The following is a 19,715-nucleotide window of genomic DNA, read 5'->3' on the forward strand; positions in this document are numbered from 1 at the left end:
CCGGATGCGGATTAACGACTCACGACACTAGGCCCTCGCGGCCAGCTCAGGTAAGCGGTGCCAGAAGAAACACCCGGAATTGGCGCCGGCCGGCAAGACCTTGTGCCACCCGATAGTTCGGCCAATGGTCCAGCACCGCGCCCCACGCCTCGTCGCGCTCCGCCGTTGAGCAGCTGCACCCTCGCCACGAACCGTCGGCCACGGCCGCGCACGGTGACGCGTTGTGCCGCTTTGAGATTCGCCGACCACGACGGGTGACGGTCGCGCCCCCAGTTCGATCCGACCAGCAAGAGCCCCCCGCGAAAGGGGACATACTGCACCGTCGCGCCACGGGCCCGACCCGTCCTGCGGTGCGGTGACTGTATTCCGGCGCGCCGCGCCCGGGCATCAGCTCGGTGAACTATCCCCGACCACCCCGGGTTTCGGGTCGCTGCGCCCGATTCCACGGTCCCGCAACTAAATAAATTGCTTGATTTAACAAGGCGGCCGGTGTTCACTGAGGCGATGACCGCCGAGCGGATCGCTCGTTCCGAAAGGTCGACGGGCACCCGAGAGGCGCTCTTGTCGGCCGCCGAGGTGTTGTTCGCCGAACGCGGAATGTATGCCGTGTCGAACCGGCAGATCAGCGAGGCGGCCGGGCAGGGCAACAACGCCGCGGCGTGCTACCACTTCGGGACCCGGGTCGACCTGCTGCGCGCGATCGAAGCCAAGCACCGCGAGCCGATCGAGGAGCTGCGCGCGCACATGCTGGCCGCGGTCGGCGACTCCCCCGAGCTGCGGGACTGGGTGGGCGCATTGGTGCGCCCGCTGACCGATCACCTGTCCGCGCTGGGGACTCCGACCTGGTATGCGCGGTTCGCCGCCCAGGCGATGGCCGATCCCACGTACCGCCACGTGGTCACCAAGGACGCCCTGGCATCGCCGTTACTGGTGCAGACGCTCGACGGGATCGACCGCTGTCTCCCCGAGCTACCCAAGCGCGTGCGCGCCGAACGAATGGTGATGGTGCGCAACCTGCTGATGCACACCTGCGCCGAGCACGAAGGCGCGCTGGCCGAGCACGGGCCGCGATCCCGTTCAGCCTGGCCGGTCGCCGCCGAGGGGCTGATCGACGCGATCGTCGGCCTGTGGCGCGCGCCCGTCCACGTGGCCGCGGCCGGCGGCCCGACATCACCGACAACCGCGTAGGCCGAACACCGAGGAGCACGATGACCGAAGGATCCACCGCCACCGATATCCCGGAGTTTCCGATGACGCGGGCGCCCGGGTGCCCGTTCGCCCCGCCTCCGAAGGTATTGGAGCTCAACGCCGGCAAGCAGCTGAGCAGGGTGCGGATCTGGGACGGCAGCACGCCGTGGCTCATCCACGGCTACGACGCGATCCGCGCGCTGTTCACCGACTCCCGCACCAGTGTCGACGACCGCCTGCCCGGTTATCCGCACTGGAACGAGGGCATGCTGGCCACGGTGCACAAGCGCCCGCGTTCGGTGTTCACCTCCGACGCCGAGGAGCACACCCGGTTTCGCCGGATGCTGTCGAAACCGTTCACCTTCAAGCGGGTTGAAGCGCTGCGGCCGGCGGTGCAGAAGATCACCGACGACCACATCGACGCCCTGCTGGCCGGGCCGAAGCCGGGCGACGTCGTCAGCACCCTTTCGCTGCCGGTGCCCTCGCTGGTCATCAGTGAACTGCTGGGCGTGCCGTACGAGGACGCGGAGTTCTTCCAGACCCAGGCCCAGCGCGGCATGGGCCGCTACGCGACCGAGGAGGACACGGCCCAGGGCGCCGCCTCGCTGGCCAAGTATCTGGCCAACCTGGTTCGGACGAAAATGCAAAGCCCCTCAGAGGATTTGGTGTCCGACCTCGCCGAGCGGGTCAACGCCGACGAGATCAGCGTGCGCGAGGCCGCGCAATTGGCCACCGGTGTGTTGATCGCGGGCCATGAGACCACCGCGAACATGATCAGCCTGAGCATCGCCGCGTTGCTCGAGCACCCCGATCAGCGAGCGCTGCTGTGCGACACCGATGACCCGAAGGTCATCGCCACCGCGGTCGAGGAGCTGATGCGCTACCTGAGCATCATCCAGACCGGACAGCGGCGAATCGCCGTCGAGGACATCGAGATCGGCGGCGAGACGATCCGCGCCGGCGATGGCATCATCCTCGACGTCGCCCCGGCGAATTGGGATGAGCGGCAGTTCCCCAACCCGGACCGCCTCGATCTGCTGCGCGAAGACGGGCCGCACGTCGGGTTCGGCTACGGTCGTCACCAGTGCGTGGGCCAGCAGCTGGCCCGCATGGAATTGCAGATCGTCCTGCCCACGCTGCTGCGCCGCGTCCCCACGCTGCGGCTCGCCGTCCCGCTGGATGAGCTTCCGTTCAAGCACGACGCGCTGGCCTACGGCCTCTACGAGCTGCCCGTGACATGGTGAAACCCGATCTCGCGCTGAGTGTTCCCGATCTGCGCGGCAGGTTCGCCGTCGTGACCGGGGCCAACAGCGGTTTGGGCTTCGGCCTGGCGAAGCGCCTGGCCGCCGCGGGTGCCGACGTGGTGATGGCCGTCCGCGACCGGGTCAAGGGCGAACGGGCGATCGCCGACATCCGCCGGGACGCACCGCAGGCCAAGCTCACCATCGGGCAACTCGACCTGTCGTCGCTGGAAAGCGTGGCGGCGCTGGGTGAACAGCTCACCGCCGAGGGCCGCCCGATCGACATCCTGATCAACAACGCCGGCGTCATGACGCCGCCGCAGCGGCAGCAGACCCGCGACGGTTTCGAATTGCAGTTCGGGACAAATCATCTGGGTCACTTTGCGTTGACCGGTCGGCTGCTCTCGTTGCTGAGGGCGGCGGAATCCGCGCGGGTGGTCACGGTCAGCAGCCTCGCCGCGACCCAGGGCAAGCTCGACTTCGGCGACGTCAATGCGCAACAGCGTTATAAACCCATGCATTCGTACGGGGTCGCCAAGTTGGCGCAACTGATGTTCGCCGTCGAATTGGATCGGCGCAGCCGCCGGGGCGGTTGGGGGTTGATGTCCAACGCCGCGCACCCGGGACTGACCAAGACCAACCTGCTCAGCGGCGCCTCGTACGGCCGCGCCAAGCCGACGTTGCAGGCGCGTTTGACGCAGCTGACCTGGCGCGTGATGCCGTTCATGTGGCTCGACGTCGACGAAGGCATCAAGCCGGCCCTCTACGCCGCGGTATCCCCGGATGCGCAGGGCGCCAAATACTACGGGCCGCGTGGTTTCTACGAAACGGTCAGGGGTGGGGTCACTTTCGCTCGAGTTCCCCGGTTGGCGCGCAGCGAATCCGACATGCGACAGCTGTGGCAGCTTTCCGAAGAGCTCAGTGGCGTCACGTACCCCGACCCAGGCGCACAATGATCAATGATTCCCGAGGAAGGGACGATGATGTCCAGCCCAGCCCCAACCCTCTACCCCGAGGGCGTGATCGGTGCGCCCAAGGACCGTCGCGGCCACGCCGCGGAGTTCAGCACCGGCCTGCCGGCCGGCACCGAGGTCTTCTCCGCCGACAATCACATCTCGGTGGCCGACGACATCTTTTACGAGCGCTTCCCCGACGAGCTCAAGGACCAGGCCCCGCGGATTTGGTATGAGGACGGCGCGTATCTGCTCGGCCCGCCCGGACAGTCGATGGTGGTCGGCGACTTCAGCGCGGTGCTCATGCAGTACGACGACCTCGCCGGGGCGGCGACCAACAACGTCGAGGCCCGGATTCGTGAGCTCGCCGAAGACGGCGTCGACAAGGAGCTGGCGTTCCCAAATGCGGTGCTCGCGCTGTTCCACCATCCCGACCACGCCATCCGCGAGCGGATCTTCCGCGTCTACAACGAGCACATCGCCGAGGTCCAGGAACGCTCGAACGGGCATTGTTACGGTGTCGGTTTGATCAACTGGTGGGATCCAGCCGGCGCCCGCCGCACGCTCACCGAGCTGAAGTCGCTGGGGCTCACCACGTTTCTGATGCCGATCAGCCCGGGCAACGACCGCGACGGCCGGCCCATCGATTACTCCAGTGCCGAGATGAGCGCGGTGTGGGACGAGATCCAAGAGGCCGACCTGCCCGTCACGCACCACATCGGCGAGAGTCAGCCCAAGTTCCCCAGCGAGGTCAACAGCGTGGCGGTGGCCATGATGGTCAACATCGACTCGTTCCGAGAGATGTTCTCCAAGTACATCTTCGGCGGCATCCTCGACCGGCATCCGGGGCTGCGGGTCGGCTGGTTCGAGGGTGGGATCGCCTGGGTGCCGACGGCGCTGCAGGACGCCGAGCACGTGCTGGCCTCGTATCGGCACATGCTGGCCGACCAGCCCAAGCGTGACGTCCGCGATTACTGGAACACGCACATGTGCGCCTCGTTCATGGTCGATCCGCTGGGGCTGCGGCAGATCGACGAGATCGGCATCGACAAGGTGATGTGGTCGTCGGACTACCCGCACAACGAAAGCACTTTCGGCTATTCGGAGAGATCGCTGGCCGCCGTGGTCGACGCCGTCGGTCCCGAGGATGCCGTGCGCGTTGTCGGCGGGAACATCAAGAAATTCCTGGGGATCTCCGCATGACGAACTCGGCGAGCGCCGTCGGCTCGGTGCTCGACATCCCTGACGAGCCGGATTGGGAGCGCATGCGCGCGGAGACCGGCGCGCGGCTGCGCGCGGCGATGGCCGAGCACGGCGTCGACGCGCTGATCCTGCTGCTGAACGGCTACGTCGGCTACGCCACGGGGGCGAGCTGGCCGCTGCTGGATGCGGGGCTGTCACACGTGGAGCGCCCCGTCGCGGTCGTGCTCGCCGACGACGTGCACCCGCACCTCTTCATGCCCTTCCGCAGCGGAGCGTCCGCCGAAGCGCCGGTGCCCGACGACCACCTGCACGGCCCCGCCTACCTCGAATTCGACCACGGCGTCGACGATTTCGCGCGGCGGCTGACCGGGATCGTCCCACCGGGAGCCCGCATCGCCGTCGACGAACTCACCGGGGCGATGCGGCGGGCGGCGCCCAAGCTTTTCCCGGCCGGCCCGCCGACGGACGCGGCCATCGTGGTCGGCGCCGCGCAGTTGGTGAAGACCCGCGACGAATTGTCCTGTCTGCGCAGGGCGGCCCGCATCACCGAACAAGCCATCGTCGATGTGCAGCGGGCGCTGGTGCCGGGGGTGCGCCAGATCGATCTGTCGGCCACCTTCGTCCGCCGCGCATTCGAGCTGGGCGCGACCACCAACATGCTGGAGGCGATCTGGCAGGTGATGCCGAAGTCCCGGGAGGCCGGCGTGTGGACGACGCACGGGGATCTCGCGCTGCCGCTGCTCCCCACCGCTCGTGAACTGGCGGCCGGCGACGTGTTGTGGACCGACATCAGCATCACCTACCACGGATACTGCTCCGACTTCGGCCGAACCTGGGTGGTCGGCGAACGGCCGACGCCGCGGCAGCAGGACCAGTTCCGGCAGTGGCGTACCGTCCTGGACGCCGTGCTGGCGGTGACCAAAGCCGGTGCGACGTCGGGTGATTTGGCGCGCGCGGCGATCGCGGCCAACGGTGGCCGCAAGCCATGGCTGCCGCATTTCTATCTCGGCCACGGCATCGGCACCTACCCCGCCGAGGCGCCGATGATCGGAACGGATCTCGGCGAGGAATTCGACGACAACTTCGTCTTTCCGCCCGGCATGGTGCTGGTCCTGGAACCGGTCATGTGGAAGGACGGCACGGGAGGCTATCGCAGTGAGGAGATCGTGGTGATCACCGAGGACGGCTACGTGCCGATCACCGACTACCCCTACACCCCCTATGGCGACTGAAGTTCTGCCCGACCCCCGGGCGCTCCGGTCCGGGCGGCGGGAACGGGCGCTGGCCCAGATGGACGAGCACGGTCTGGACATCCTGGTGCTCGGGCGGCAGGCCAACATTCGTTACGTCACGGGCGCGCCGCAGCTGTGGATCGCCGGGACACGGCCGTTCGGTCCGATGTGTGTGCTGGTGCGTGCCACTCAGGACATCTACCTCAACAGCACGGACGATGAGGGGGTCCCGGAGGAGATCGACCACGATCACCTCTACGGGCTGGCATGGAATCCGATGACGCTCATTGACGTGCTGAAGAAGGTCGACGGCGCGGAGTCGGCGAGGCGGGTCGGAACCGACGCGATCACACCGACTTTCGCGGCACTGCTGCCCGAGGCGTTCCCCAACGCCGAACTGGTCGACGCCGAGCCGGCCATGCGCGCGGCGCGGCGCATCAAGACGCCCGACGAAATCGCCGCGATGGGGACGGCCCTTCGTGTCGCCGAATGCGGGCTCGCCTCTGCCCTGGCCGAATTGGCGCCGGGCGCGTCGCAGCGGACCCTGGCGGGGGTGATGATGGAGGCGATGGCCGCCGGCGGGGTGAGCACGCCGGCCACCCAGGACGCCGCGTGGGTGACGTCGCGGGAACAGCCGTGGCGCCGCGCATCTGCGCACGAGATCCGGTCGGGCGATCTCGTCGCGTTCGCGGCCGGTGCGCTCGCGGACGGCTACGTCGCGGAGGTGGGACGCACGTGGCCGGCCGGCGATGTCGTCAGCGGCGAGGCGCGTGAGCTCTTCGCCCGCTCGAACGCATTATACGACAAGATGCTTGCCGCCTGTCGCCCCGGCGCGCCCACCAGAGATCTGCTGGCCGCCTATGAGGCGGTCGGTGAGCCGATACCGCCGATGCCGGTCGCGCACGGGCTGGGGTTGGGTTTCGACCCGCCCGTCGTATCCGAAGCGCTGCTGGCCGCGGGGGAACACGACCAACTCGAGGCGGGCATGGTGTTGGCGATCACCGGCTACGTGTGGCGGCAGGGCGTCGGCGCGGTGTTCCGCCGCGACACCGTCCACATCACCGAGGACGGCGTCGATGTGCTGACCGGCAGTCCTGCTTGGGCTTAGGCGAGGCGGCGGCCCTTCCCGGCCCCGCGGGCGCGATTACGGATATCGGAAACGTATAGCGAAATCCCTTGTGTCACTGTGGTTTCAGTGGTCACAATCCGGGGGTTTCTTGTCGGTGGGCCTCGATAGTTTGGCGGTGTGAGTTCCACTGGTCTGCCCGATGTCGACGCGGTGTTCGACGCGCTCGATGCTGAGGTGGACCGCGCGTGTGCGTTGGTGCTTGACGCGTTGACCGTGCAGCAGCAGCTGGCGGTGTTGGAGCGCTGTGAGAGGCTGCGCCGCCGCATTCCGGTCATCGAGTATCCGCTGCTCAATTCCCTGGCCCGCCAAGCCCCCTTGCAGGAACTCGGCGGCGGGCTGGCCCACGCGCTGACCGAACGCACCCTGATCAGCCGTCACGAAGCGTCTCGGCGCATCAAGGAAGCCCGCGACCTGGGACCCCGCCACGGACTGACCGGTGAACCCCTGCCACCGGTCCTGCCCGCCACCGCGGCCGCCCAGCGCGCCGGAGACCTGGGCGCGGGTCAGGTGGCCGTGATCCGCAAGTTCTACCACCAACTACCCGGCTGGGTGAGCGCTGCGGCCCGTGAGTTCGCCGAAGCCCAACTGGCCGGATTCGGCACCCAGTTCGGCCCCGAACACCTCAAAGAATTGGCCCGCGGGCTCACCGATGCGCTTAACCCCGATGGCATCTTCACCGATGAGGACCGCGCCCGTAGCCGCGGCGTGACGCTGGGCAACCAACAACCCGACGGCATGTCAGAGTTGCGGGGCCTGATCACCCCCGAACTACGCGCCACCTTCGAAGCCGTGGAAGCCAAACTCGGCGCCCCGGGCATGTGCAACCCCCTCGACGACACCCCCTGTGTCGACGGCACCCCCAGCCAAGAGGCCATCGACCGTGACACCCGCTCCAAGGCTCAGCGCAACCACGACGCCCTGCTGGCGGCGCTGCGCGCGATGCTGGCCTCCGGCGACTTGGGTCAGCACAACGGGTTACCGGCCTCCATCATCGTCACCACCACCCTGCAAGAGCTGGAGGCCGCCGCCGGGCGCGCCCTGACCGGCGGCGGCACCATCCTGCCCATGAGCGATGTGATCCGCCTGGCCCGCCACGCGCATCACTACCTGGCCATCTTCGATAAAGGCAAGGCCCTGGCGCTCTACCACACCAAACGTCTGGCTTCCCCGGGGCAGCGAATCGTCTTGTACGCCAAGGACCGCGGCTGCACCGCACCAGGCTGCACCGTCTCGGGCTACTACTGCGAAGTCCACCACACCACCGACTACAGCAAGTGTCACAGCACCGACATCAACCAGCTCACCTTCGCCTGCGGCCCGCATCACCGCATGCTCAACCCCGGCAGCTGGGCCACCCGCAAGAACACCCGCGGCGAGACCGAATGGAAACCACCACCCCACCTCGAGCGCGGCCAACCCCGCACCAACACCTTCCACCATCCGGAGAAACTACTGCGCGACGGCGACGACGACGACGAAGCGGATTGACGTGTGGCTCAGCCTTCCAACCTCACCGCGCTCAGAGCGCCGCGTGTCACCGAGTCCCTTTCTCCACTTCGACGCATGCCAGCACCAGAGATTAGAAGTCTTGGGAAAACCCGGTGTTCGACTTCCACGGCACGTATGCGGCGAGGAGGCTTGTTGTCACACCAGTGCCGGGGAACGGGCGGTCAGCACTGAAATCTGGCGATAGCGCAATGCCCGCAGCTAATCCTGCGGCTACAACGCTCGTTGAACGCCGCCGCGTCCATGGCAGGTGTCGTCCTCATCCGGGTTTTCACTAAACGAGTAGCAGCCGTCAGCGCATTGAGCAGTGGCACCCGGTGGTGGCGCCGGTGCGCTTATGGGGCGATGAACGCATTGACCAGAGGCAGCTTTGTAATAGCCGGACGGACAGGCGCTCGCCGACGGCGCCAGTACAGTGGACGCGGTTACGAGCACTGCAATAGTTGCAGCAATGAGCGCAACGATGCGGACGCACATAAGGTCAAAATTCGCGACGACCGCTAAGTATCGACATCACCTGTACCGCTTGAGTTTTGGACTTTATCCCATGGGCAGTAATTAACGACGGACGCGGCGACCAAATCTGCGGCCTGCTCCCTGTTGATCCAGCCTTCGCCGATCTCTACAGCCTTTTCTGCGGCTTGCACCGGGGGTTTGACCGTTGACATCGATGTCGTAACACACGGAGTGGCCAAGTTGGATCAGATCGTCAGCACTTTTGCACTTTATTGAGCCTTCGCCGCAGCCGAGGCCATGTTCCGTAAGGAACTGTATAAAGTCAGCGTCGTCAGAATGGGCTAGCGGTTCGAACCCGATGCCAACGACCGCTGCCCCAGCCACCAAGGTAGCTCTGGCGACGAAATTTGCACGAGACAACATGCCTCCAAACCTCCTTGATGGGTGACTTCGTGTTGGTAGCGCTGCCTGATTGGTAGCGTAAGCACTCCCGCGGTTACTCACATCCAAAATTGTGAAAATTCCGGACGGGGTTGTGGCTCTCAGTCCACGCTGCAAAGTCCATTCATAAGGTGCACTAGTGTCCACCGACGAAGGGGGCGAATTACAGGCGATTCTTTCCGATGATGGCATCGACGGGGGGTTGCGCCGTACCAGTGCCAACCTCGACCACGGACAACCCCGCACCAACGCCTTCCATCACCCCGAACGATTCCTGAATTACGACGAAGACAACGACCCAGTTTGACGCTAAGGCAGAACGTCATCGAGTAGGTCCCCCACGCGATGACGTTCCCACGCGCTCAGCAGGTTCGAGAGCATCTGCAGCGGCGCGCGCACGCCTTCGTCAGCCCGGATGCGCGGATCCTTGCGGGTGCCGGGCACGGTGTCGAATCGCTTGCGGATCAAGGCCGGCACGTCCAGCAGCCAGGCGACCCCCATGGCGGCCGCATAGAGCAGCATGTGCCGACGCAACCGGCCAATTTCGAGCTGCGGACCGCCGCAGCGCTCGTATTCCGCGACGAACAGTTGCAGCAGATCGTCGAGATGGGTGTCCCACATGTCGGTCTCGGCGCCGGACATCGCTCCCCACAGCGCCATGCCGAGGTTCATCTGGCCGACGCATCCCCAGTCCATCAGGCCGCACTGCAACGCGCCGCCGCTGTCGCGCCAGAACCACGCGTTGTCGATGTTGGCGTTCCAGTGGCACAGCGCGACATAGTCGGAGTCGTCGGCCAATTGGTGTGCGATCGCCTGCTCGTAGACCGCCACGCGCGGCACGTCGTCGCGCAGGCGGGCCAGGAATTCGGGTGAGCAGGCATTGGCCGGCAGCAGCCCTGGATGCGTCTGCGCGAATTCGGCGAGCTGGCTCACCCGCCGGTCCAGCTTCTCCGCGGGCAGCGGCGCGCGTTCGCCCACCGTCGCGGCCCGCACGTCCAACGGAAAGTGAGCGGTCAATTCCGCGGGCAGCCGACCGGAGCGATGCGTGCCGGCGAGGCGCGCAAGCGCGGTCAGCAGCGCTCGGTAGTGCCCTAGGGGCTCGGGCATCTCGTAGTCGAGGCACTTGTGGTATTGGCGCTCGATTCCGTTGCCGCCGAATTTGATTCGCTCGGTGACCAGCAGGCCGGTGCCGGTGGGGCGGTGGTAGTCGGCGAACTGCGGGCAGGGTACGGCGATCGGGAATTCCGGGGCGCGGGACAGCGAGGCGAAGCGCACCTCGGGCTCCATCTGTGTCTTTCCGCGATCGCGCACCGGATTGTCGAGATCGCGGGAGAACTTCACGAACAGCTCGGTGTGCAGATCGGGTGCGGCACGGTCGTATTCGACCGACAGCACCACCTTGCGTCCGGTGCTGCCGCCGCTGATCTCGCGGTAGTCGCTGATGCGAACGACGCTGTTGTCGGCGAGGACGCCCGAAGCCCGAAAGGCCTTCGTGAGGAACGCAGCTCCACCGCTGAGCAGGGTCGCGGGGTCCGCCGGGATCGGCAATCCGTATTGATCACCGACCACCCAATGCGAACTCACACCGCTACCAGGTCTGCTCGGCCGCGCGCACCAGCATGTGGTTCACCGCCACCCGGCGATCGCGGGTCACCATGAACAGGACCGCGTCGGCGATGTCCTCCGGCCGCAGCATGACCATGCCCGACGTCTGCTTTTCGAAGGCCTCCCGCGAGGATTCGCCCAGGTGGCTGAAGATCTCGGTATCCACCGTTCCCGGGCCCACCACGCCGACGCGCACCCGCTTGCCGAGCACCTCTTGGCGGATGGCTTCGCTGAACGCGTTGACCCCGAACTTGGTGAGCGAATACACGGCGGTGTTCGGCCGGGCCACCCACCCTGCGGTGGAGCTGATGGTCACTATGTCCGCCACGGCGCGTGGCGAGTCGGCGGCGGCGTCGATCAGGTGTGGCAGCGCCGCGCGGGTCGCGTAGAGAACGCCCTGCACGTTGACGGCCACCATGTTGTCCCAGTCCTGCAGCGGCGCTTCGGTCGCGGGCGCCGATTGCATCAGGCCAGCGTTGTTCACCAGGGTGTCGAGCCGTCCGAACTCCGCGATTGTGCGCCCCACGGCGGCCGCGACCTGATCGGCGTCCGTGACGTCGGCCGTGACGACGAGCGCTGTGCCACCGGCGGATTCGATCTCGGCTTTCAGCTCCGCCAGCCGGTCGGCGCGGCGCGCGAGGAGAGCTACCGTCGCTCCCTCGGCGGCCAGCGCTTTGGCCGTCGCCGCTCCGATGCCACTGCTGGCACCCGTCACCAGGGCCGCGGTGTGCGCCAATGTCGTCATGATCCGCCCGTCGATTGGGTGCGCAGTATCTCGTGTAGAACGTAGTCGGTGTCCTCGCCCAGATCCGGCGCGCCGCGCGAGATCCGTGCGGGGTTGCGCGCCATCCGCCAGGATGGTCCCAGCACCGGTCGCAGGCCTTCGCGATGGTCCGAAACGAAACGATACAGCTCGCGCTCCCAGAGTTGTTGATCGCCAACCACATCCATGGCGGTCGCGCTCTTGGTGGCCGCGACCCCCGCCGCCCGTAGCCGATGCGCGAGTTCCTCGGCATCGAGCTGGCGGGTCAGCGCGGCGAGATCGGCGTCGAGGGCCTCGGCGTGCCGCTGGCGGTCGTCTGGGGTGGCGTAGCGGGGGTCGTCGGCCAGCGAGGCGGCGCCTAGCACGCCGCACAACCGCTGCCATTCGGTGTCATCGGCGACGGCCACGCTGACCCACGAGCCCTCCGCGCACGGGTAGCAGCCGTGCGGGCACATGTCGGGATTGTGGTTGCCGTTGGGCCCGAGTCGTCGCCCGGTGAGGCTGTGTTCCAGCAGGCAGTCCCCGATCATCGAGGAAAGGGTTTCGACGGCCGACACGTCGACGAATTGCCCTGCGCCGCTGAGCTCGCGGTGCAGCAGCGCCACCACGGCGGCGTAGGCGGCCGCCGCGCCGACCGTGGAATCCCCGTAGCGCATGCTGGTTCCGAGCGGCGGTCCACCGGGGTAGCCGACCAGCGGCGCGAGCCCGGCGAGCGCGGCGAAGCACGGCGCGTAGCCGGTCTGATGACCTAACGGTCCGTCATTGCCCCACATTTTGATCGACACCGAGATGATGTCCGGTTTGATCTCGGTGAGCTGCTGATACCCGAGGCCCTGGCGCTCCATCGCGCCCGGCCGCAGGTTGTTGATGACGATGTCGCTGCGGGAGATCAGCTCCCGCAGTTGCGCCATGCCCTCGGCGGACTTGATGTCGATGTCCACGCTCAGGATCTCGGGGTTGATGCTGAGAAAGAACGGGGCGTGGTTGATGTCGGTGCCGCCGTAGGCGCGCATCTCCTCGGGCAGCGCCGCGGTTTCTACCTTGATCACCTCGGCGCCCAACAGCGCCAACAGCTTGCCGGCATACGGGCCGGCCCACACCTTGGTGAGCTCGATGACGCGCACCCCCTGCAGGGGTCCACCGCGCGGTGTCTTCGGCGGCTTGAGCTGCGCCGCCTTCGCCGCCGGTGGAGCGTGGGGCGCGTCGAGTCCACCGAGGACCGACGCGGTGTGCTGACCGAGAGTGGGCGCCGCAGAGACGATTTCCGCCGGGGTCGCGCCGAACAAGTACGGCACCGTGGGGTACGCCGCGTCGCCCAACACGGGGTGGCTGACGGTGGAAAAGAAGCCCCGGTGGACGTACTGGGGTGCGCGGTGCAGGTCGGCGGCCTCGTTAACCGGCACCAGGGGCACGCCGAGTCGCTGCGCCTCGTCGGACGCCGTCTCCTTGGACAGGTCGCGGACCCACGCCGCGAATCCCCGCTGGAACGTCGCGACCTTGTCCGGGGTCACGGAGAACTCCAGCCAGTCGTCGTCGAAGTCGTCGAGCCAATCCGGGCGCCCCATCAGCTGTTTGACGCCGAGCCAGTGGGCGCGGCTGGTCATGTACAGATAGACGAAGCCGTCGGCGCAGGCGAAGAACGACGCGGGTCCCTGCTGGTCGTAGTCGTCGCGGCTGCCGAGGGCGGGGACTTCGCCGGTGACCAGGCGCCCCAGAATGCAATCGGCGCGCGAGACCAGCACGGCCTGCTGCGAGACGTCGATGGCCTCGCCCCCGCCCGAGTGCAGGCGCCCGAACAACGCCGCCGCGACGCACAGCGCCGCCTCCAGCCCCGCCTCGTAGTCGGCCAGGAACCGGCCGGGCCCCCGCAGCGGCGGCCTGGTCGGATCCGGATGGCTGGGAGTGTGGTAGCCCCAGCCGCTGGCGTGGAACACGTTGATGCTCTTCGCATTCGCGTACTCGGCCGGGGCGTTCGCGCCGAATGGCGTGATCGAGCAGAACACCACTCCGGGGTGCCGCTGCGCCCCATCGGTGTCGCCGTCGTCGATGACCGCGTCGGCGCCGCCGATGAGTTGTCCCAGCCGTTCGGCGTCCACCACCACCGATTGCTTGTTCGTGTTGAGGTAGGCAAACAATGCGCTGCCCTCGCAACCCTCAGCGAGGCGGGGCGCCATGGCCCGGGTCGGGCTGCCGCGGCCGGGCGCCTCGACCTTGATCACCTCGGCACCGAAGTCGGCCAGCAACTTTCCGCAATACTCCCCCGCGACCGATCCCGCCAGCTCGATGACCCTGAAGGCCGTCAGCGCCGACATGTGCGCCCTCGCAAGGCGGTCAGGGCTTCGCGCGACCGGAGCGGCTCAATCGCCATTCCGGCGGGAAGTTCATGTCGTTGTCCTTGACCACGTTGTTGAGGCCCTTCTCAAAGGTGCCCGCGGTCAGGTCGACCTCCTGCGCGTCGTTGGCGATCATCGGCAACATACCCTCGACCATGCCGGTCAGCAGGCTGCCGAAGTACTCACCCTTGTGCTGCTTGTAGAGCTCCAGGAAGGTCTTCTGGACGGCAACGGTGTCGGTCGGGCGGGCCTTCGAGCACGCCAGCGCGTACTTGAGGGTCTCGTCTTCCAGCTTGTCGCGGGGCACCACACTGTTGACGAAGCCGCAGTCGTACATCTCCTTGGCGCTGAACGGCCTTCCGGTGAAAAGCATTTCGGAGAACTTGCGCAGGCCCATCGTCTCGGCCCACCACCACAGCCGGGGGCCCCAGCCCACGTAGCGGAAGGCCGGGTGGCCGAACAGTGCGTCGTCGGAGGAGATCACCAGGTCGGCGTCGCCGGCCTGGTAGAAGTGCCAGCCGTAGCAGTAGCCCTTGGCCTCGATGATGCTGATCTTCCGAAGCTCTTGCAGCGGGCGGTTTCCCGCGCGCGCCTTGGCGTAGAAGTCGGTGACGGTGGACAGGTAGCGGTAGGAGCCGCCGGGCGGGTACTTGACGTCGTCGTCGTTGATCGCGAGCTCGTGCAGCAGCGGCATGCCCGGGTTCTCCAGCATCCCGCGCTGTTCGGGCAGGTCGCCGCCGCTACCGAAATCCTCACCCTCGCCGCGGATCACGACGACCTTGACGTCGTCGTCCACGTTGCACTTGTGGATCAGATCGGCGTAGTTCTGCCGCATTCCCAGCGTGGTGGAGTTCTGCGCGTCGGGGCGGTCGAAGGTGATGTAGGCGATGCGGTTCTTCTTGTCCTTCTCGAACTTGATGTACTGCTCGGCTTCCTTCTTCATTTCTTCATAGTCGTATTCGGGCATAGTCTTCTTCCTTCAGTTGAATTTTGTTAACGCTTACTTGAGCAGAGCGCCCGCGTCGACAGGTAGCGAAACGCCTGTGATGTAACGAGATTCGTCCGAGGCGAGGAACAGGACGGCGTTGCTGATGTCGACCGCTTCGACCCACGGTACCGGCAACGTGTGCATCATTTGCGAGAACGGCGCGAAATCGTCCGGCCCGGGATTCTCCAGGTCGGGCCGGAACAACCGGAACGTCACCTCATTGATGGTCATCGGGGTGTTGACCTGGCTCGGGTGGACCGAGTTGACCCGAATACTGTGCTCCCCCAACTCGACCGCGAAGGCCCGCATCAGGCCCAGCACGCCATGCTTTGCGGCGATGTAGTGGCCGGTGTGGGCCATGGCCTTGTGCGATCCGACGGAACCGGTCAGCACGATCGAACCGCCGCGCCCGCCGGCGATGATATGTGGCACACCGACTTTGACGGTGTGCCAGACGCCGGAGAGGTTCACGTCGATCATGTCCCGCCAGATGTTCTCGCGGATCTTGTGCAGCTTGTTGCCGAACGTGCCGATGCCCGCGTTGGCGACGATGATGTCGAGGCGGCCGAGTTGTTCCACCCCGCTGTCCACGGCCGCCTTCAGCGCGTCGTAGTCGCGGACGTCGACCTGCGCGGTCACGATGCGCCGGTCGAGAGCCTTGACCAGGTCGGCGGTTTCGTCGAGGTCTTCGGGTGTCGAGTGGGGATACGCCAGGTTCTCGATCGGCCCGCAGACGTCGATCGCGATGATGTCGGCGCCCTCTTGCGCCAGGCGCACGGCGTGGCTGCGGCCCTGGCCGCGGGCGGCACCGCTTATGAACGCTACCTTCCCTGCTACCCGGCCCGTCATCGCGACACCAGCGCCGGCATGCATTCCCAGCCCCGCACCGTGGAGGTCGGGCTGAGGGTGGCATTGCTCAGGTCGACCTCCCACTCGGGGAAACGCTTGAGGATCTCCTCGAGCGCGACGCGGCCCTCCAGGCGCGCCAGCGCCGAGCCCAGGCAGAAGTGCGTGCCCATGCTGAAGGTGAGGTGCGGGCGGACCGCGCGATGGATGTTGAATTCGCCCGCGTCGGGCCCGAATTGGGCCTCGTCGCGGCACGCCGATCCGATGAGCATCATCATCACGCTGCCTTCGGGCACCGTTTGGTCGTGCACCGTGACGTCGCGTGTCACGTATCGGGACACGTGCGGGGCCGGCGGCTCGTAGCGCAACAGCTCTTCGATCGCCTGCGGGATGAGCGCGGGGTTCTCGACGAGGTCGCGGCGCTGGTCGGGGTGCTCGGCGAGAACCTTTCCGGACCAACCGATCAGCCGTGTGGTCGTTTCGTTACCCGCCCCGGCGACGACGTTGAGGTACACGAGGATCTCTTCCCGACTGAGGTGCCGGTTCACACCCTTTTCATCGACGAACTCGACGTTGAGGAGTTCGGTCATGATGTCGTCGGACGGATGCTCCGCGCGCCAGTCGATGTAGGCCTCGAACTGCTCGCCGACGGACAGGCCGTGCTGGGCCGCGTCCATCGGCTTGCCGGCCTCCGTGCGCAGCTGCGCGTTGCCCCGGTCGCGGATGTACTCCTGGTCGTCTTCGGGGATGCCGAGCAACATGCTGATGACCTTCATCGGCATCTGGGCACCCAGGTCGGTGACGAAGTCGAAGTGTCCCGAGCCCACCAGCGGATCCAGGAGCGCGGCGCAGAAGTCGCGGATCATCGGTTCGAGCGCGGCGATCCTGCGCGGGGTGAACATCCGCGACAGCAGTTTGCGGTGCACGTCGTGAATCGGTGGGTCCTCGAAGATCAACATGCCCGGCGGGATTTCGAGGTTGGCCTTGATCAGCTCCAGGATCGCGCCGCGCGCGGAGCTGTATGTCTCGTGATCGACGAGCGCCTTGCTGACGTCGGCGTAGCGGCTCACCGCGTAGAAGTCGAACTCGGCGTTGTAGTACAGCGGCGCCTCGTCGCGCAATCGCGCGAACATCGGGTAGGGGTCGGCGATCAGCCCGACATCGTATGGATCGAAACGAACATGGCTGTCGGTGCTCGCCGTCACGAAACCCCTCCTACCGCTGCAGTTTTGGATACCCGCATTACCCGCACCAGGGCTCGCGCTGCCAGCGTTGCAGCGTTGGATTCGGTCCGGGGCAATTTACACACTCCGCTTAATTGCGTCGCTCTGACATGCGCACAAGTTCGGCTGAAAACGGCGCATGAACGTCGGCTCACTCTATTGTCGTAGAGAACCATACTGCGGGTGCTCTGGCAAGGGTCGGAAGTCCGCGCGCCGGATTCGGTCGGGGCTGTCATCGGGGTCCGGGCGCCCCGCCGCGCAGCACCCGGAGACCGCCCGCCTGGGTGAGCCGGCCCTTGTCCGAACTGCGCAATATTCCGGCCGCGATCGCCGACAGCACCCCGTCGAGCTGCTCGGCACTGTCGACGATCCGGTCGCCGTGGGCGAACCGCTGCAGCAGGCCGTTGATGAACGTCAGCGTGACGTTGCTCAGATCCTCGACGACGGCCGGGTCCAGCTCCGCGCCGTGCGGCATGAGCTGCACGAGGATTTCCCGGTGCAGTTTGGTGAACTCGTCGGTGGCCTGCTGCAGGATCGCGGCGAGCGCGGGGTCGCGGGTGGCCAGCATGGTCAGCTCGTATCGGGCCCTGGTCCGGTACAGCTGCGGGTCGCTGCCGGCCTGGATGACGACCTGCGACAACCGCGAGGGTGTGGGAGCCTCACCGCCGGCGTCGGAGGTGTCCGCGATCGCCTGCAGTTCGGCGAGGTCGAGCTCGGCCGAACGTTCCGCGACGGCCCGCAGCAACGCCGAGCGGGTGCGGAAATAGAACGACGTCGTGCCGTCCGGCACGCCCGCTTTGCGGTCCACCTTCAAATGGCTCAGCCCCTTGGCCCCGTCATCGGCCAACAATCGAATCGCCGCATCGCATAGATCGCGGCGGCGTTCGGCGGGATTAGGCTTTCGTCGTCTATCCATTGTTATTCAGGACCAAGACACTACTCTATATTCGTAGTGTCGGTAAAGGATGGCATATTTCCCGCCTCGGCGGCGGCGCGCCGCCCGCCACGAAAGAAACTGCGGTGCAAGACTTCCGAGGATTCACCGGATACGTGGGTAGAGTGTGCTTCGATGAGGCCCCGTCGAGTTCGTGTGAGCAACGCCGTTGCCTGGCTTGGGTCCATCGGCCTGCTCGCGGCGCTGACGGGTGGCTGCCACCAGGCGCACAAGCCCGCGCCCTCCAGCCCGCCGACAACCCCGGCGTCCGCCACTCCTGCCCCGCCGCCCGCACCCGCGCCGATCGTGAAGGTGGCGCCGCTGCCCGTTCGCCCGGTGACGAAGTCACACCCGACGACGCCCGCCACCAAGTGTCCCGACATGGGTCCGAACGTCCCGGTGGCCCCGACCGACGCCCTCAACACGTGCGACCTCGCCCGGGCCAACGTGTACACCCTGGGCCCGGAGATTATGCAACTCGGGCTGATACACGTGGACCCACCCAAGGCCCTGACGGCAGATTTTTACCAGGTGACCCTGGTGCTCGACCCGCCGTCGGCGGCGGCATGGGCGTCGTTCACCGCCGAGCATGTCAAAGACCACGTGGCCTTCATCCGGGACAATCTGGTGCTGGAGGCACCGATCATCGAGGAGCAGGTCACCTCCGGACGGATCGTGCTGACGACCCAAACCGCCGAGGGCGCAGCACAATTGGCCCAGCTGGCGGGTCGTCCCGCGTGACCGCGACGGGGCGTAACGATCGCCTCGCGCTCGGCATGCTCAGCGTGTTCGGGCTTCCCCCAATCGAGTTCGTGGATCTGGCCGCGGAGCTCGGCTGCCGCCACATCTCGGCCGCCATCCAGGGCATGCCCCTGGTGCCGCTCGGCTACCCTCCCTTTTCGCTGAAGGACGACGCCGCCCTCAGGAAGGATCTGTTCGCCGCGATGGACGATCGCGGCGTAACCATCTCGCTCGGCGACGGGTTCCTCGTACGCCCCGGCGCCGACGTGGGCGCGCTGCGGCCCGACCTCGACGTGATGGCCGAGCTCGGCGTCCCGCGGGTCAACGTGGTGAGCCTCGATCCAGACCTTTCGCGCGCCCTTGACCAGTTCGCGGCGCTGACCGAGCATGCCGCCCGGCGCGACATCGGTACCGTCGTGGAACCGGTGCCCGGCCTGACCATCGGCGACCTCCCCACCGGCCTGGCCGCCACGGATCACGTTGGGCGAAGCGAATTCCGGCTGCTGGTCGACACCATGCACCTGGCGCGCTCGGGTTCGGGGGCGAGCGAGCTGGCGGCCCTCGACCCCGAGCGCATCGGCTATGCCCAACTCAATGACACGACGCTGCGGCCGCGCATCGACAACTACATGGAGGAGGCCATGTTCGAGCGCCTGGTGCCCGGTGAGGGCGACCTGCCGTTGCGCGACATCCTTGCCGCGCTGCCCACCGACATTGTCATCGAGATCGAAGTCCCGCAAAGGTCATTGGCGCTGGCCGGGGTTAGCCCGATCGAACGCCTGCGCCCCTGCGTCGAGGCTGCGCGCCGGTTGTTGGCCGACGTTCAGGCCGGATAGCACCCTGTCGCCGCAGCGCTCTGCAGTTTAGAGTCAGCGTATGGGGCAGGTAACGGACCGCTGGCGTGCCGCTCGGGTGGCATCGGCGTTGTACAAC

The 19,715-nt window shown here is 66.8% G+C and carries 19 protein-coding genes and 1 pseudogene; 10 read left to right on the plus strand and 10 right to left on the minus strand.

Going from position 1 to position 19,715, the window contains the following annotated elements; translation table 11 throughout:
* Positions 1 to 46: 46 nt before the first annotated feature.
* A pseudogene (locus K883_RS27170) lies at positions 47 to 350 on the minus strand (nitroreductase family deazaflavin-dependent oxidoreductase); the annotation flags it as partial.
* A gap of 139 nt (positions 351 to 489) precedes the next feature.
* On the opposite strand from K883_RS27170, the gene K883_RS21690 reads away from it, so the two are divergent.
* The 7 genes from K883_RS21690 to K883_RS21720 all read left to right on the plus strand — a co-directional run bounded on the left by K883_RS21690 (position 490) and on the right by K883_RS21720 (position 8,434).
* Positions 490 to 1,188 carry a TetR/AcrR family transcriptional regulator gene (locus tag K883_RS21690; RefSeq protein ID WP_008257122.1) on the plus strand — a complete coding sequence of 233 codons (699 nt, stop codon included), beginning with the start codon at positions 490 to 492 and terminating at the stop codon, positions 1,186 to 1,188.
* A 20-nt stretch (positions 1,189 to 1,208) separates the two neighbouring features.
* Positions 1,209 to 2,432, plus strand: coding sequence for a cytochrome P450 (locus K883_RS21695; protein WP_008257123.1), 1,224 nt, complete (start codon positions 1,209 to 1,211; stop codon positions 2,430 to 2,432).
* A complete protein-coding gene (locus tag K883_RS21700; RefSeq protein WP_008257124.1) occupies positions 2,426 to 3,385 on the plus strand; it encodes an SDR family oxidoreductase in 960 nt (319 codons plus the stop codon). The genes K883_RS21695 and K883_RS21700 overlap by 7 nt, the downstream gene beginning before the upstream one ends.
* 27 nt (positions 3,386 to 3,412) lie before the next feature.
* Positions 3,413 to 4,585 (plus strand): amidohydrolase family protein, encoded by a 1,173-nt coding sequence (locus tag K883_RS21705; protein ID WP_008257125.1) that lies wholly within the window; start codon positions 3,413 to 3,415, stop codon positions 4,583 to 4,585.
* On the plus strand, positions 4,582 to 5,817 hold the full coding sequence (locus K883_RS21710) for a M24 family metallopeptidase (protein ID WP_008257126.1): 1,236 nt from the start codon (positions 4,582 to 4,584) through the stop codon (positions 5,815 to 5,817). Before K883_RS21705 ends, K883_RS21710 begins: the two co-directional genes overlap by 4 nt.
* Complete coding sequence (locus K883_RS21715) at positions 5,807 to 6,925, plus strand: M24 family metallopeptidase (RefSeq protein ID WP_036455800.1); 1,119 nt, start codon at positions 5,807 to 5,809, stop codon at positions 6,923 to 6,925. Before K883_RS21710 ends, K883_RS21715 begins: the two co-directional genes overlap by 11 nt.
* 138 nt (positions 6,926 to 7,063) lie before the next feature.
* Positions 7,064 to 8,434 carry an HNH endonuclease signature motif containing protein gene (locus K883_RS21720; protein ID WP_008257130.1) on the plus strand — a complete coding sequence of 457 codons (1,371 nt, stop codon included), beginning with the start codon at positions 7,064 to 7,066 and terminating at the stop codon, positions 8,432 to 8,434.
* Positions 8,435 to 8,665: 231 nt separating this feature from the next.
* Here the strand turns inward: K883_RS21720 and K883_RS28630 are convergent, their stop codons facing one another.
* Together K883_RS28630 and K883_RS28635 are read right to left on the minus strand one after the other, a co-directional pair.
* On the minus strand, positions 8,666 to 8,929 hold the full coding sequence (locus tag K883_RS28630) for a DUF3761 domain-containing protein (RefSeq protein WP_081614488.1): 264 nt from the start codon (positions 8,927 to 8,929) through the stop codon (positions 8,666 to 8,668).
* Positions 8,930 to 9,010: 81 nt separating this feature from the next.
* A complete protein-coding gene (locus K883_RS28635; protein ID WP_081914399.1) occupies positions 9,011 to 9,541 on the minus strand; it encodes a DUF732 domain-containing protein in 531 nt (176 codons plus the stop codon).
* On the opposite strand from K883_RS28635, the gene K883_RS27990 reads away from it, so the two are divergent.
* Complete coding sequence (locus K883_RS27990) at positions 9,489 to 9,656, plus strand: hypothetical protein (protein WP_008257136.1); 168 nt, start codon at positions 9,489 to 9,491, stop codon at positions 9,654 to 9,656. The two genes, K883_RS28635 and K883_RS27990, sit on opposite strands and share 53 nt — an antisense overlap.
* 2 nt (positions 9,657 to 9,658) lie before the next feature.
* Here K883_RS27990 and K883_RS21725 read toward each other — a convergent pair whose 3' ends face one another.
* The 7 genes from K883_RS21725 to K883_RS21755 form a co-directional block, all read right to left on the minus strand.
* A complete protein-coding gene (locus K883_RS21725; RefSeq protein ID WP_008257138.1) occupies positions 9,659 to 10,918 on the minus strand; it encodes a hypothetical protein in 1,260 nt (419 codons plus the stop codon).
* Between the two features lie 19 nt (positions 10,919 to 10,937).
* Positions 10,938 to 11,699 carry an SDR family NAD(P)-dependent oxidoreductase gene (locus tag K883_RS21730; RefSeq protein ID WP_008257140.1) on the minus strand — a complete coding sequence of 254 codons (762 nt, stop codon included), beginning with the start codon at positions 11,697 to 11,699 and terminating at the stop codon, positions 10,938 to 10,940.
* The gene (locus K883_RS21735; protein WP_036455802.1) at positions 11,696 to 14,029 is read right to left on the minus strand and encodes a CaiB/BaiF CoA transferase family protein; all 2,334 of its coding nucleotides are present in this window, start codon (positions 14,027 to 14,029) and stop codon (positions 11,696 to 11,698) included. Before K883_RS21735 ends, K883_RS21730 begins: the two co-directional genes overlap by 4 nt.
* Before the next feature lie 19 nt (positions 14,030 to 14,048).
* Positions 14,049 to 15,017 carry an enoyl-CoA hydratase/isomerase family protein gene (locus K883_RS21740; protein WP_009952401.1) on the minus strand — a complete coding sequence of 323 codons (969 nt, stop codon included), beginning with the start codon at positions 15,015 to 15,017 and terminating at the stop codon, positions 14,049 to 14,051.
* Between the two features lie 33 nt (positions 15,018 to 15,050).
* Positions 15,051 to 15,887 (minus strand): mycofactocin-coupled SDR family oxidoreductase, encoded by an 837-nt coding sequence (locus K883_RS21745; protein ID WP_036455914.1) that lies wholly within the window; start codon positions 15,885 to 15,887, stop codon positions 15,051 to 15,053.
* Positions 15,884 to 17,089 carry a cytochrome P450 gene (locus K883_RS21750; protein WP_020822656.1) on the minus strand — a complete coding sequence of 402 codons (1,206 nt, stop codon included), beginning with the start codon at positions 17,087 to 17,089 and terminating at the stop codon, positions 15,884 to 15,886. The genes K883_RS21745 and K883_RS21750 overlap by 4 nt, the downstream gene beginning before the upstream one ends.
* A 250-nt stretch (positions 17,090 to 17,339) precedes the next feature.
* Positions 17,340 to 18,023, minus strand: a complete 684-nt coding sequence (locus tag K883_RS21755; protein ID WP_020822657.1) for a TetR/AcrR family transcriptional regulator — start codon at positions 18,021 to 18,023, stop codon at positions 17,340 to 17,342.
* 153 nt (positions 18,024 to 18,176) lie between these two features.
* Here K883_RS21755 and K883_RS21760 point away from each other — a divergent pair, with 153 nt between their 5' ends.
* Positions 18,177 to 18,782, plus strand: a complete 606-nt coding sequence (locus K883_RS21760) for a SecDF P1 head subdomain-containing protein (RefSeq protein WP_263651689.1) — start codon at positions 18,177 to 18,179, stop codon at positions 18,780 to 18,782.
* A complete protein-coding gene (locus tag K883_RS21765; RefSeq protein WP_020822659.1) occupies positions 18,779 to 19,618 on the plus strand; it encodes a sugar phosphate isomerase/epimerase family protein in 840 nt (279 codons plus the stop codon). Before K883_RS21760 ends, K883_RS21765 begins: the two co-directional genes overlap by 4 nt.
* Positions 19,619 to 19,715 lie beyond the last annotated feature (97 nt).

Origin of the sequence: Mycobacterium sp. TKK-01-0059, from assembly GCF_000709305.1 — a bacterium.
GTDB lineage: Bacteria > Actinomycetota > Actinomycetes > Mycobacteriales > Mycobacteriaceae > Mycobacterium > Mycobacterium intracellulare.